Raw genomic sequence first — 12,664 nt, forward strand, 5'->3', positions numbered from 1 at the left:
TCCCGAGGGGGCCGCGTCCGAGGTCCGGACGGCGGGCGGGCGGTCTCCGCGCGGCCGGGGGATGTGGGCGGTGATCACCGTGTGCGGCCTGGCCATCGGGCTCGGCGCCGGCCCGGGCTTCCTGTTCGGCTTCGTCGGCCCGGCCCTGCAGGCGGAGCTGCGCGTCAGCCGTGCCGGCCTGGGCCTGCTCATCGGGTTGTTCTTCGGGTTCACCGGCCTGACGTCGCTGCTCGCGGCCCGCTGGGGGGCGCGGCTCGGCGCCCGGAACTGCCTGGCCCTGAACATGGTCACCGTGGCCCTGGGCGGGGCCGCCGCCGCGTCGTGGGGGAACTATCCGGTTCTGGCGGTCGTGGCCGTGACGGCCGGCGCGGCGTACGCGTTCGGCAACGTGGGCACCAACCTCGCCGTCATGGCGGTCGTCCGGCCGGGCATCGGCGGGTTCGCGCTGACCCTCAAGACGGCCGGCGTGCCGGCGATCGCGAGCGTGCTGGCGCTGGGCGGCGGGTGGGCCGAGACGGCCGGCTGGCGCGCGGTGGCCTGGGCGCTGGCGGCCGCGGGCGGCGTCGTGGCGCTCGCCGTGCTCCTCACGCTGCCCCGGAGCGGCGGCTCCACGGTCACGGCCCGCGCGGAGCCGCCCCTGCGGCGGGGCTTCTGGACGCTGCCCCTCGCCGCCTTCCTGTTCATCTGCGGCACGCAGCCGCTGCAGTCGTGGATGGTGACGTACGTGCACGACGAAGCCGGGCTGCCGCTGGCGCAGGCCGGGCAGCTCATGGCCGCCGGGACGGCGTTCGGCCTGACCGGCATGCTCGGCGCGGCGCGATGGGCGGACCGGCTGGGCGCTCGGCGGCGGGCGGTGTTCGTCGCGCTGGTCTGCGTGGTGGCGGCGGTGGGCATCGCCGGGCTGCTCGCCGGGGCCCGCTGGTGGCTGCCTCTCCTCGCGGCCGGGGCGGTGCTGGGCGTGTCGGCGAACCTCGCCGGCGCGGGGTTGACGCACGCGGTCGTCATCGACCGGGCGCCCGAATCCGTGGGCCGGGCGTCCGGGGTCACGATGACCGGGTACTACGCGGGCGCCCTGGTCGCGCCCTGGGGCTTCGGCGCGCTGGCCGACGCCACCGACGGCTACGAGGCGCCCTGGGCGGTCTGCCTCGTGCTCCTGCTGCTCGCGGCCGCCGCGTACGGCTGGGCCCACCGGGTGCTGCCCGTCACGCCAGGCGCAGCAGCCGGGCGGCGTTGCCGGACAGGACCGGCATGAGGTCGCCCACCTCGTCCGTCACCCGGGCGCCCCCGGCGTCCCACCCGGCGAAGTTGGTGCCGAAGACGAGCCTGTCGGTGCCCACCACGTCGACGAGGAGCTCCAGCGAACGCCCGCTGTGCACGTGCGTGTCGAGCCACAGCCGGCGCAGGTACGGCTCGATTCCGTTCTCCAGCAGGAAGCCGGGCACCCACGGCCGCGGCGCCGCCACCGCCCGGGCGAACCGGCCGGCGACGTACGCCAGCGCGCCGCCGCCGTGCGACAGGCACACGTCCAGCCGGGGATGCCGGTCGAGCACGCCGCCGAAGACCAGGGCGGCCACCGCGAGCGTCTCGTCGTAGGCGAACCCGAACAGCAGGTCGAGGTCGAACCTGCGCAGCCGGGGATCGTCGGGCGGGCCGCCCGCGCCGATGGGCGTCGGGTGCACGAACACCGGTACGTCCAGGCCGACGGCCGCCTCGTACAGGGCGTCCATCGCCGGGTCGTCCAGCGGGCGTCCGGGGTCGGTGTCGATGTAGGCGGCCAGCAGCCCCAGGTCGCGTACGGCCCGCTCCAGCTCGGCGACCGACGCGCCGACGTCCCGCAGGGGGAGCTGCGCCGCGCCCATCAACCGTCCGGGGTGGGCGCCGACCAGCTCGGCCAGAGCGTCGTTGTGCGCCCGGCAGTAGCGGACGGCCGTGGCCGGGTCGAGGTCGTTGAAGTAGGTCAGCGGGTTGGGGGACAGCAGCTGGCGGTGGATGCCGGCGGCGTCCATGCCGTCGAGCCGGACGTTCACGTCCATGAACGCGCTTCCCTCGTACCGGACCCCGTGCAGCACGTACTCGCCGACCCGGTAGAACGGCCGCCCGTCGGGTGCGCTGCCCAGCTCGGGGCCGGCCGCCCCGGCGGCTCCCTGCGTCATGGGGAGCACCGCGTGGGCGTGCACGTCGATCACGCCGGGGTCTCGCGTGGGAACGGACTGGTCGTGATCGGTCACAGTGGCTCCTTCGGCGGCCGCGAGCGGGAAATCGCGGTGAGCGGTATGGACGGATGCGCCTATGTCATACTAGCGTCGTTGGTGTTATAGCGACGCATGTGCACAGGTGCGAACGCACCCGCGGGAGCCCGTTCCCATCCGGCGAGGGAGCCGGCGGATGTGTCTGCTGGGGGATGACGAACGCGAAGGAGAGCGAGATGGGCTTGGCGGTTGTCACGGGGGCCGGCAGCGGGATCGGAGCGGTCATAGCCCGCCACGCCGCCAAGGCGGGGTACCGGGTCGCTCTCTGGGACGTCGACGAGCCGTCGGTGCGGGAGGTCGCGGCCGACATCGGCGAGTCCGCCGTGGCCCGCAAGGTGGACGTCACGTCCGAGCCGTCGGTCGTCGCCGCGTTCGAGGCCCTCGACGAGGCGCCCGCGCTGGTGGTCAACAACGCGGGGCTGGTGCGGTTCGGCCCGTTGCGGACCCTGAGCCTCGACGACTGGGAGGCCGTGCTCAAGGTCAACCTCACCGGCACCTTCCTGGTGTCCCGCCAGGCGGCGGCGATGATGGAGCCCGCGAGCGGCGGCGCCATCGTGAACATCGCCTCGATCAACGGCATCGCGGCGGCGCCCAACGCCGGCGCCTACACCGCCACCAAGGCCGCCGTCATCCGCCTGACCGAGCAGATGGCGCTGGAATGGGGACCGGCCGGCATCCGGGTCAACACCGTGGCCCCCGGCCTCATCCTGGCCGGCATGTCGGACGCGATCTATGCCGACGAGCAGGTACGCGAGCAGCGCCAGGCGCAGGTGCCGCTTGGGCGGCTCGGCACCGCCGAGCAGGTCGCCGACTGCGTGCTGTTCCTGGGGTCCGCCGGCGCGGCGTACATCACCGGGCAGGTGCTCGCCGTCGACGGCGGTCTGACCAAGTCCGCCCTGCGGAACCTGGCCCGTCCGAAGACCGTCGACTCCGTGGGGCTCTGATGCGGGACATCGCCGGCACGTCGATCCTGGTGACCGGCGGCGGCTCGGGCATCGGGGCGGGGGTGGCGCGGACCCTGGTCGAGCGCGGCGCCCGCGTCACCATCTCCGGCAGGCGCGAGCACAAGATCCGGCAGGTCGCCGGCGAGCTGGGGCCGGCCTGCCTGGCGGTGCCCGGCGACGTCACGGTCGCGGCCGACCGCGAGCGGCTGGTGGAGGCCGCCGTCGAGCACGGTGGCGGCCTCGACACGCTGGTCAACGCCGCGGGCAACATGTACCGGGGCGCGCTGGCCGAGCTCGACGAGCAGCGGATGCTCGACCTCTACCACGCCAACGTGGTGGGCCCGGTGCAGCTGTCCGGCCTCGCCCTGCCGGCTCTGGCGCGGAGCAAGGGGTCGATCATCTTCTTCGGCTCGGTGCACACCCAGCGGGCCTTTCCCGGGGCGTCCCCGTACGCGGCGACCAAGGGCGCGCTCGAGTCGCTCACCGGGGTGCTGGCGTCCGAGCTCGGGGCGCAGGGCGTGCGCGTCAACTGCGTGCGGCCGGGCGCGGTCTACACCGAGATCAACGAACGCGCCGGCCTGGGCACCCCCGAGGAGGCCCACGCCCGCCTGCAGGGCCTGGCCGGCGCGCACGCGCTCGGCCGGATCGGCACCCCCGAGGAGGTCGCCGAGGCGGTCGTGTACCTCGCCGGAGCCGAGTGGGTGACCGGCGGCATCCTGACCGTCGACGGAGGGCTGGCCCTCGGCGTCACCCACGCCTGAGGAACATCCCCGGGGAAGACCGTCGGCGGTCTCCACCTCAGTACGACGGCGCGCCGGCCGCCCACTCCGCGGCGCGGCGCACGATGAGGCGGTGCTCGGGCGCGTCGTAGGAGCGCCCGTCGTGTCCCAGCGCGTCGTACACCACGCGGCCGGAGCCGACCTCGCGCGCCCAGAGCAGCGGATGGTCGGCGCCGCCGTGCGGCGAGCTCATCAGGCCGCGCACGTCCGGCGCGCGGTCGAGGAAGCCGTAGACCTCGTCGACGACGTCGAAGTCGCCGATCCCGTCGACGATCGGGTGACCGCCCGTGGCCACGGTGACGCGCACGGGACCGTCGAGCGGCGGATGCGAGGACCGGTCCCACCGCCAGACCCCGCCCAGCAGGTCGCGCCAGCCGGGCCAGTCGTCGAAGCAGATGCTGGCCCCGTGCATGGCGAGCAGCCCGCCGCCGTCCCGCACGTGGCCGGACAGCGCCTCCCGCGCGGCGTCGCTCAGCGAGATCGACCACTCGGCCCGCAGGTGGGCGTAACGCTCGACCAGCATCGTCCACCTGAGCATGTTGAGCACCAGCAGCGCCGGCCGCCGGTCACGATCGGCCAGGCCGAGACACGCCCCCTCGACGTCCGTGGTCACGCCGACCGCGAACCCGGCCTCCTCCAGAACACCCGCCAGGGCCGCGCTGCTCGCCGGGAAGTCGTGCGCCACGCCTCCCGAGAGGATCAGTGCCGATCTCGGTGTCGTCTCCGGCATGCTTGTGACCCTTCTTGACGTGAGGCGTCTAACGACTACATTCTGACGCAGCGGGGCCGTCGCTGGAAAGGCTCCTCGCCCGCCGCCCGGCGACGCCGTTCCGGGTGACCGGGCCCGCATGCGGAAGGGAGTGCGCGTGTTCCGTCACGTGGTGCTGTTCAGATGGTCCGACGCGGCCGGTGAGCCGGAGCGCGCAGCCGCGGTGCGGCACGGGCTGTGAGCGCGCGCGGCCCGGCGATCGTCGTCGGCGCGAGCCTGGCCGGCGCCACCGTCGCCCTCGCGCTGCGGCGTCACGGCTGGAGTGAGCCCATCCTGCTGATCGGCGAGGAGGACTGCCTGCCGTACGAGCGTCCCCAGCTGTCCAAGGGCTACCTGGCGGGCACGCGCGACCCGGGCCACCTGCTGGTCGCGCCGGAGCGGCGGTACGCCGACGGCGACATCGAGCTGGTGCTCGGGCAGCGCGTGACCGAGCTGCACCCCGGCGACCACTGCGTCACGGTCGGCGGGCGCCGCCTGCCGTACGGCGTGCTGGTGCTGTGCACCGGCGCGACCGCCCGGCGACCCGCCCTCCCCGGCGCCGGCCTGCGCGGCGTGCATCTCCTGCGGACCCTCGCCGACGCCGACCGGCTGCGCGCCGAGGTCGCGCCGGGGACCCCGGTCGTGGTCGTGGGGATGGGGCTGATCGGCTCCGAGGTCGCCGCCACGCTGAACCGGATCGGCGCCGACGTCGTCGCCGTCGATCCGCTGCCCGCGCCGCTGCACCGCCTGGTGCCCGCCCCGGTGGGGGAGATGCTGGCCGACCTGCACCGCGGCCACGGCGTGCGGTTACGGCTCGGCCGGTCGGTGCGGGAGATCACCGGGCGCGACCGGGTGGAGGCCGTCGTCCTGGAGGACGGCGAGCGGCTGCCGGCCCGGGTGGTGGTCGCCGGCCTCGGCGCCGTGCCCAACACGGGGCCGGCCGCGGCGGCGGGGCTGGACGTGGGCGCGGGCATCCGCACCGACGCGTTCGGCCGCACCAGCGCACCCGACGTGTACGCCGCGGGCGACGTGACCGAGCAGTTCGTCCCCCACCGAGGCCGCCACCAGCGCGTGGAGCACTGGAAGCACGCGATCCAGCAGGCCGGAGCCGTCGCGGCGGCCATCACCGGCACTCCCGCCCCGCTGGACGAGTCGCCCTGGTTCTGGACCGACCAGTACGACGTGCACCTCGAGGTGGCCGGCTGGCCGGACGCCACCGCGCCGGTGGTCGTCGACGGTGTCGTGGGAGCCGGTGGGCAGGCCGGAGAGTTCCTCGCCAGGACCGTGGCGGACGGGCGGGTCCAGGCGGTCACGGGCGTGGGAAGAGGCCGGGAACTGCGCGCCCTCGGCCGCGCGCTCCCCGGCGGCGTGCCCCACGAGGACCCGCTTGAGGGCCCGCTTGAGGAGATCGCATGAGGTCATGGCATGACCATGGACGGCGTCCACCAGGCTCTCCAGCAGCAGCAGACACAGACCGACGGCAGGAGTGACACATGCTCAGCGATTCGACCGTGACCCTGAGGCGCTACCAGGAGCTCTGGGACGGTTTCCGGCAGCGCGGACTGCGCCAGGGTCTCTACACGGCGGGCGGCGTGGTCATGCGGGACACCTTGCTCGACCTGCACGGGCCCGACCACCAGTTGCGCCGCCGGGTCGAGAACCGGCTCTTCCGGCGAGGCACGTTCAAGACCTGGGAGGCCGACCTCGTCCCGCGGATCATCGACGAGGCCTTCACTCCCGTCATCAAGCAGGGGCACGCCGACCTGGTGCTGCTCGGCACCCGGACCGTCATGAACCTCACCGCGAAGGTCGCCGGCATCGACCGGACGACCGGCTCGGTCGAGGAGACCGACGCGCTGCAGGAGTTCGCGATCAAGTTCTCCGAGGGCGCGACCCTGATCCACACCACCCGCGACCCCGAGGTCGTACGGGCCGAGGTGGCGGAGGCGCTTGGCCGGTTCGACGCGATGTTCTTCACGCCGTCGTACGAGCGGCGGGTGGCGCTGGCCGAGGACCCGGAGGTCCCCGAGGACGCCTACCCCGGCGACGTGCTGATGGCGCTGGTCCGCAACCGCGAGGAACTGCGGATCGAGCGGGACGTCATGCTCCGCGAGGTGGCCTTCTACCTCCAGGCGGGCTCGCACAGCACCTCCGACGCCTTCACGCACGCGGTCGACGAGATCCTGCGCTGGGCGGAGCGGCATCCGGAGCAGGCGCACCGCCTCGACGACGACCTGTTCGTCCAGCGTTGCGTACACGAGGCCCTGCGGCTGCACCCGGCGAGCCCCGAGGCGCTGCGCGAGGCCGTCGAGGACGTGACGCTACGGGACGGGCGGTCGATCCCGGCCGGTACGCGCGTCCGGATGGACATCAAGGCGGCCAACACCGACCCGGAGGTGTTCGGGCCGGACGCGGCGGTGTTCGACCCCGACCGGGTGACGCCCGCCGGCGTCCAGCCGTGGGGCCACACCTTCGGGGGCGGCATGCACGCCTGCATCGGCATGGAGCTCGACGGCGGCACCGTGCCCAAGGAGGGCGAGGCGGAGCACGTGCTCGGCACGGTTCCGCTGATGGTGCGCGAGCTGCTGCGCCACGGCGTACGCCTCGACCCGGCCAGCCCGCCGGTGAAGGAGGCGCACTCCAAGCGGGACCACTTCGGGGGTTACCCGGTGCTGTTCGGAGCGGCTGTCACGCCGGAGTGACACTGGTCGTTAAGCTCCTTGACACTAAGCAACGTACCGACGCAGGATCAGCAGAGGTCCGGCGGCGGATCGCGGGCGGTCACGGCCGTGCCCCGATCGGCCGGCCCCGGCTTTCTCGTGAGGAGAGTTGAATGTCGCAGATGATCGCCATCGAGGGCGGAACCGTCATCGACGGAACCGGCGCTCCCGCGCGCGCCGGCGAGACCGTGCTGATCAGTGAGGGGAAGATCGCGGCGCTGGGCGCCGCGGCCGACGAGCTCGCGGCGCGCGCGCCCGACCTCCAGCGGATCGACGCCACCGGCAAGACCGTCATGCCGGGCCTCATCGACGCGCACACCCACCTGTCCTTCGGCGAGCCGACCGGCAACGACGAGCTGTTCTTCCACCGCACCGAGGCGTACAGCTCCATGCTGTCCGCCCACAACTCCGGCAAGGTGCTCCGGGCCGGCGTCACCGGCGTCATGGACGCCGACTGCCTCTGGAACATCGGGGTCGAGCTCCGGGACGCGATCGAGGCCGGCATTGTGGAGGGCCCCCGGATGCGCGCCGGCGGCAACGCCCTGATGACCATGCTCGGCGGCACCGCCGGCCGGCTGATCAAGGACGAGGGCACGACGGGTTACGCCACGGTCGTCCACAACCTGGACGGCATGACCCGCGAGGTGCGCCGCCAGGTCAAGCACGGGGTCGACTGGATCAAGATCATGGTCACCGGGCTCATCCCCTCGGTGAAGGGCCCCGAGGTCAAGGTCTGGTCGCAGCGCGAGATCAGAGCCGTCGTCGAGGCCGCCCACGAGCTCAACACGCCGGTCGTCGGCCACTGCCGCAACTCCGTCAGCACGAAGGAGTCCGCCGAGGCGGGCATCGACATGATCTACCACTCCAGCTACATGGACGAGGCCGCGCTCGAGGCGGTGCTGGAGAACGGCACCACGCTCTGCCCGACGCTGACGCTGCTCGGCAACCTCGTCGACTACGGCGAGAAGGTGGGCACGGCACCGGCGCTGCTCGACATCTTCAAGGCCGAGCTGGAGGTAACCGGCGAGATGATCGGCAAGGCGCACCGGCTCGGCGCGCGGGTCATCACGGGCTCGGAGACCGGCTTCGCGGTCACGCCGTGCGGCGAGTGGCACGCCCGCGAGCTCGACATGCTCGTGCGTTACGCCGGCTTCTCGCCCATGGAGGCGATCACCGCCGCCACCTCCAAGGCCGCGTGGGCCATGAAGATGGAGGGGGAGGTCGGCGCGCTGGCCGAGGGCTACCTCGCGGACGTGATCGTGGTCGACGGCGACCCGCTGGCCGACATCACCGTGCTGACCCGCGAAGGGGCCATCCACGAGGTGATCAAGGACGGCGTGCGCGTCGACCTGTCGCGGCCGATCCCCGAGCGCCGTCCGCGCGCCGGCGAGAAGGTGGCCTTCCTCGCGGCCTGCCCGCTGACGCGGGCGTTCGCGTTCGAGGACACCGCCCTCGGGCGGGCCGAGGGCAAGACCCTGACCGACGACGAACTGCTCCGCCTGTCGCGTGCCTGAACGGGGATCATCCGGGGCCGCACCCGACCGAGCGCGGGCGGCCGGGGCTGTAATGTGTACGTGCACCCGACGCCACGACCGGTCGCCGCGGACGGTTCACGGCCCCCACGGCCCCCACGTCACCCACCAGTTGCCCGGCCCCACGCAACGGCAGGAAAGGTCAGGCCAGCCATGAGTACCGAGGGCATCATCGAGCGCCTGCAGGTGCTCGGCATGTCGGGCTACGAGGCGAAGGCCTACATCGCGCTGGTGGCGGCCGGCGAGCCGCTCAACGGCTACGAGGTGGCCAAGCGCTCGGGAGTGCCGCGCAGCACCGTCTACGAGACGCTCGGCAAGCTGACCGCGTCCGGCGCGATCTACGAGGTGCGCACCCGCGAAGACGCCGTGAGCTACCTGCCGCTGCCGCCCAAGTCGCTGCTCGACCGGCTCGGCCGGCACTACGAGTCGACCCTCGACTCGCTGCGCGAGTCGCTGCCGGGCATCGCGGCGCCGCCGCGCCTGCACCTGATCCACAACCTCACCGGGCGCGAGGCCCTGCTGGAGCGGGCCGGCGACATTGTCGCCGGCGCCCAGCGCGACCTGTTCCTGTCGCTGTGGCCCGAGGAGAACAACCCGCTCGACCCGTTGATCCACGACGCGCACGACCGGGGGGTCTCCGTGACCGTCATGTCGTTCGCCGAGGAGGAAGACCCGTCGGCCATCCCGCGCACCTACATCCACCGGCTCTCGCCCCCGCCCGTCGTCCTGGAGAACCTCGGCTGCCGGTTGTTCGTCGCGGTGGGCGACCGGCAGGAGTGCGTCATCGGCGGCTTCGTCGGCGCCGACGCCTGGGGCATCTTCTCCGACAACCCGGCGGTCGTCATGGTCGCGGTCGAATACGTCCGCCACGACATCGCGCTGCAGCTCATGGCGGCCAACTTCCCGGAGCAGGACGTGTCGAGCTTCTGGAGCGACGACCCCGACCTCTCGCGGCTGCGATCCGACCACGGCTTCGCCGCCGTGGCCCTGCGAGGCGGGCGCAACGGGGCAAAGAACGGCGCCGGCTCCGACGTGCCGCCGGTGCGCAAGCGCGCCTCGGGCCGTCAGGGCGCCCGCAAGCGCTGAGTTCGCGCCGGCCGCCGTCCAGAGCGGGCTCCGGTCGTCGGGTTCCTCGCTGGTGACGATCACCCCGGCTTCCTGGCGCGGGCGGCCAGGTGCAACTCTAGGGTTGCGCGTGGAGGGTGGACGTGCAATTCTGGGGTTGCACATCCAATGGCGGCAGCGAAGGAGCCCTTGTCATGAGCGAGGACCGGATTGAGCGCGAAACCCTGATCGCGGCACCCCTGGAGCGGGTCTGGTCGCTGGTGACCGAGCCCGGGTTCTGGGTGGCCGACGAGGCGAACGGGTCCGGCGGCGTGGCCAGAGAAGGCGAGGTGACGATGGCGAAGAACGCCGAGTACGGCGACTTCCCGGTGCGGGTGGAGAAGATCGAGCCGCCGACGTACGTGGCCTATCGCTGGGCCAGCGCGTTCCCTGGAGAGCAACCGCGCGAGGACAACAGCACCCTCGTGGAGTTCACGTTGACCACCGAGGGCGACAAGACGCGGCTGCGAGTCGTCGAGAGCGGGTTCGCGGCGCTGGCGGGGAGCGAGGAGCTGCGCAGCCGGGCGCTGAAGGACAACACCGGCGGGTGGCCGCAGGTCCTCGACGCGTTCAGGACGCGTGCCGAGCGCGCATCGGTGTGACGGACGAACGTCGCGGCGACGTCGCGTCGGTCGACAGCGTCCTCGTCGCGCTGGCCGACCCGACGCGACGTCAGCTGCTTGATCTGCTCGCCGCACAGGGCGAGGCGACCGCGACGACGCTCGCCGGACAACTCCCCGTCACGCGGCAGGCGGTGGTCAAGCACCTCGCCGTCCTGGACGCCGCCGGGCTGGTCTCCGGCGGCCGGGTCGGTCGCGAAGTGCGCTACGCGGTGCGGCCCGCGGCGCTGGACGCGACGGCGCGGTGGATGGCCGGGCTCGCGGCCGACTGGGATCGGCGGTTGGCGAACATCAAGCGCATCGCTGAGGCAGCGGAGCGGGATTCGCCCTAGCTCACCGCCTTCCCCCTACCCGCCGGGTCGTTCCGCTCCGCTGGAGCGCTCCCCGCGCCGGCTCGCTCCGCCGGGCGGCGCGGGGGCCCGGCTTCCCTGATCGCCAGGCGTTGAGCCTGCCATGCCCTCATTTCCGTCCGGCTGAGCCGTCCGGCTGAGCCGTGCTGCGTGCTGATCTCTGGCTTCCTTCAGAAGGGAACGTCTCGTGACCACCTCGCCTCTCCCCGTCACCGGCAGGCAGCGGTTGATCCTGCTCGTCCTGCTCGGTGCCGGGTTCCTGCTGTCCGTCGACTTCTCGATCCTGAACGTCGCCCTGCCGCAGGTCGGGGCGGGCGTCGGGATGGGATCGACCGGGCTGCCCTGGATCACCGCCGCGTACGCGCTGCCCGCGGCCGGCTTCACTCTGCTGTTCGGCCGGTTGGCGGACCTGTTCGGCCGCCGCAGGCTGTTCCTGTCCGGCATGGTCCTGCTCACCGGGGCCTCGTTACTCGGCGGCTTCGCGGCCAATCCCGAAATGCTCCTGACCGCGCGCGTGCTGCAGGGCTTCGCCACCGCGATGGCGATCCCCGCCTCGTTGTCGCTGCTCACCACCACCTTCGCGGAAGGCGCGACTCGCGACCGCATCCTCGGACTCAACGGCGCGCTGCTGTCCGCCGGCTTCACTGTCGGCGCGCTGGTCGGTGGCACCCTCGTCGGCCTGCTGAGCTGGCGGGCCGCGTTCCTCATCAACGTCCCGGTCGCCGTGGCCATCCTGCTGCTCACCCCCTTCCTGATCAGGGAGAGCAGCCTGCCCGAGCGGGTGAGGCTGGACCTGCCCGGAGCGGTGACCGTGACCGGCGGTCTGCTGGCCGTGATCTACGCGGTCATCGAGAAGAACGTCCCCTCGGCCGTCGTCGGCGTGCTGTTGCTGGCCGCGTTCTGGATGATCGAGCTGCGGTCGCCCGCGCCGCTGGCCCCGGTGCGCATTCTCCGGCGGCCAACGGTGAAGTGGGGCAACTACGCGGGTTTCGTGGTCTTCACCATGGAGACCGCCATGATCTTCCTGACCACGCTCTACCTGCAGAAGGTCCTGGGCTTCTCCCCGCTGGCCACCGGCCTGATCTTCGGTGTCCCGGGCCTGGCGTCCGTGGCCGCCGGGGTGATCGCGGGCCGCTTCATCGGGCGCTTCGGCAGCCGCGAGGTCCTGGCCGCGGGCCTGGCCGTGCAGGGCCTGGCGACCCTCCCCCTGGTGTTCCTCGGCACCGACCGAATGGCGCTCGTGATCCTGATCCCCGCCCTGTTCATCGGATTCTTCGGGCACGTCAGCTCCATCGTCGCGTACACGGTGACCGCGACCTCGGGGCTGCCGAACGAGGAGCAGGGCCTGGCTACGGGCCTGACCTCGATGACCCAGCAGGTGGCCATCACCGTCGGCATCCCGCTCCTGAGCTCGCTCGCCGCGACGCAGAGCGGGGAACTGACCGGCATCCAGCTCGGGCTGAGCGCGAACGTGGCCGTGACGCTCGTCAGCGTGGTCCTCATCTGGTTCGGGCTGCGTCGGCGCGGCGAGCCCCGTACGGCGGCGGCAGCCGTACCGGCAGCCAAGGAAGCCGGGAAGGAACCGGCCGCGTCTTCGCAGTGAGCCGGAAATCGCCCG

Annotated in this window: 12 protein-coding genes; 10 read left to right on the plus strand and 2 right to left on the minus strand. The window is 72.9% G+C overall.

What is annotated here, in order from left to right:
- Positions 1-70 precede the first annotated feature (70 nt).
- Positions 71-1,252: an MFS transporter gene (locus AC5L3X_RS32215; RefSeq protein ID WP_494862041.1), complete on the plus strand. Its 1,182-nt coding sequence runs from the start codon at positions 71-73 to the stop codon at positions 1,250-1,252.
- Here the strand turns inward: AC5L3X_RS32215 and AC5L3X_RS32220 are convergent.
- Positions 1,203-2,228 (minus strand): amidohydrolase family protein, encoded by a 1,026-nt coding sequence (locus tag AC5L3X_RS32220; RefSeq protein WP_494862042.1) that lies wholly within the window; start codon positions 2,226-2,228, stop codon positions 1,203-1,205. The genes AC5L3X_RS32215 and AC5L3X_RS32220 overlap by 50 nt on opposite strands.
- Before the next feature lie 197 nt (positions 2,229-2,425).
- Here AC5L3X_RS32220 and AC5L3X_RS32225 point away from each other — a divergent pair, with 197 nt between their 5' ends.
- Together AC5L3X_RS32225 and AC5L3X_RS32230 are read left to right on the plus strand one after the other, a co-directional pair.
- Complete coding sequence (locus AC5L3X_RS32225; RefSeq protein WP_494862043.1) at positions 2,426-3,193, plus strand: SDR family NAD(P)-dependent oxidoreductase; 768 nt, start codon at positions 2,426-2,428, stop codon at positions 3,191-3,193.
- Positions 3,193-3,954: an SDR family NAD(P)-dependent oxidoreductase gene (locus tag AC5L3X_RS32230; protein ID WP_189128061.1), complete on the plus strand. Its 762-nt coding sequence runs from the start codon at positions 3,193-3,195 to the stop codon at positions 3,952-3,954. Before AC5L3X_RS32225 ends, AC5L3X_RS32230 begins: the two co-directional genes overlap by 1 nt.
- Positions 3,955-3,991: 37 nt before the next feature.
- Here the strand turns inward: AC5L3X_RS32230 and AC5L3X_RS32235 are convergent, their stop codons facing one another.
- Positions 3,992-4,702, minus strand: coding sequence for a ThuA domain-containing protein (locus AC5L3X_RS32235; RefSeq protein WP_494862045.1), 711 nt, complete (start codon positions 4,700-4,702; stop codon positions 3,992-3,994).
- Between the two features lie 216 nt (positions 4,703-4,918).
- On the opposite strand from AC5L3X_RS32235, the gene AC5L3X_RS32240 reads away from it, so the two are divergent.
- From AC5L3X_RS32240 to AC5L3X_RS32270, 7 genes are all read left to right on the plus strand, one after another.
- Positions 4,919-6,136, plus strand: a complete 1,218-nt coding sequence (locus AC5L3X_RS32240; RefSeq protein ID WP_494862047.1) for an NAD(P)/FAD-dependent oxidoreductase — start codon at positions 4,919-4,921, stop codon at positions 6,134-6,136.
- A 77-nt stretch (positions 6,137-6,213) separates the two neighbouring features.
- Positions 6,214-7,422, plus strand: a complete 1,209-nt coding sequence (locus AC5L3X_RS32245; RefSeq protein ID WP_494862048.1) for a cytochrome P450 — start codon at positions 6,214-6,216, stop codon at positions 7,420-7,422.
- A gap of 131 nt (positions 7,423-7,553) precedes the next feature.
- Positions 7,554-8,954 carry a metal-dependent hydrolase family protein gene (locus AC5L3X_RS32250; RefSeq protein WP_494862050.1) on the plus strand — a complete coding sequence of 467 codons (1,401 nt, stop codon included), beginning with the start codon at positions 7,554-7,556 and terminating at the stop codon, positions 8,952-8,954.
- Between the two features lie 171 nt (positions 8,955-9,125).
- On the plus strand, positions 9,126-10,058 hold the full coding sequence (locus AC5L3X_RS32255) for a TrmB family transcriptional regulator (RefSeq protein WP_494862052.1): 933 nt from the start codon (positions 9,126-9,128) through the stop codon (positions 10,056-10,058).
- Positions 10,059-10,231: 173 nt separating this feature from the next.
- Positions 10,232-10,678, plus strand: coding sequence for an SRPBCC domain-containing protein (locus AC5L3X_RS32260; protein ID WP_494862054.1), 447 nt, complete (start codon positions 10,232-10,234; stop codon positions 10,676-10,678).
- Complete coding sequence (locus AC5L3X_RS32265) at positions 10,675-11,028, plus strand: ArsR/SmtB family transcription factor (protein ID WP_494862055.1); 354 nt, start codon at positions 10,675-10,677, stop codon at positions 11,026-11,028. Before AC5L3X_RS32260 ends, AC5L3X_RS32265 begins: the two co-directional genes overlap by 4 nt.
- A 205-nt stretch (positions 11,029-11,233) precedes the next feature.
- Entirely contained in the window at positions 11,234-12,649 is a 1,416-nt protein-coding gene (locus AC5L3X_RS32270; protein WP_494862056.1) for an MFS transporter, read from the plus strand.
- The last annotated feature ends 15 nt before the right edge of the window (positions 12,650-12,664 follow it).

It is taken from the genome of Nonomuraea sp. CX421, from assembly GCF_059358955.1.

Coding starts and splice junctions, on each gene's coding strand:
- AC5L3X_RS32225 (WP_494862043.1), top strand. CDS start 2,426: ATGGGCTTGGCGGTTGTCACGGGGGCCGGCAGCGGGATCGGAGCGGTC.
- AC5L3X_RS32235 (WP_494862045.1), bottom strand. CDS start 4,702: ATGCCGGAGACGACACCGAGATCGGCACTGATCCTCTCGGGAGGCGTG.
- AC5L3X_RS32250 (WP_494862050.1), top strand. CDS start 7,554: ATGTCGCAGATGATCGCCATCGAGGGCGGAACCGTCATCGACGGAACC.
- AC5L3X_RS32245 (WP_494862048.1), top strand. CDS start 6,214: ATGCTCAGCGATTCGACCGTGACCCTGAGGCGCTACCAGGAGCTCTGG.
- AC5L3X_RS32255 (WP_494862052.1), top strand. CDS start 9,126: ATGAGTACCGAGGGCATCATCGAGCGCCTGCAGGTGCTCGGCATGTCG.
- AC5L3X_RS32230 (WP_189128061.1), top strand. CDS start 3,193: ATGCGGGACATCGCCGGCACGTCGATCCTGGTGACCGGCGGCGGCTCG.
- AC5L3X_RS32260 (WP_494862054.1), top strand. CDS start 10,232: ATGAGCGAGGACCGGATTGAGCGCGAAACCCTGATCGCGGCACCCCTG.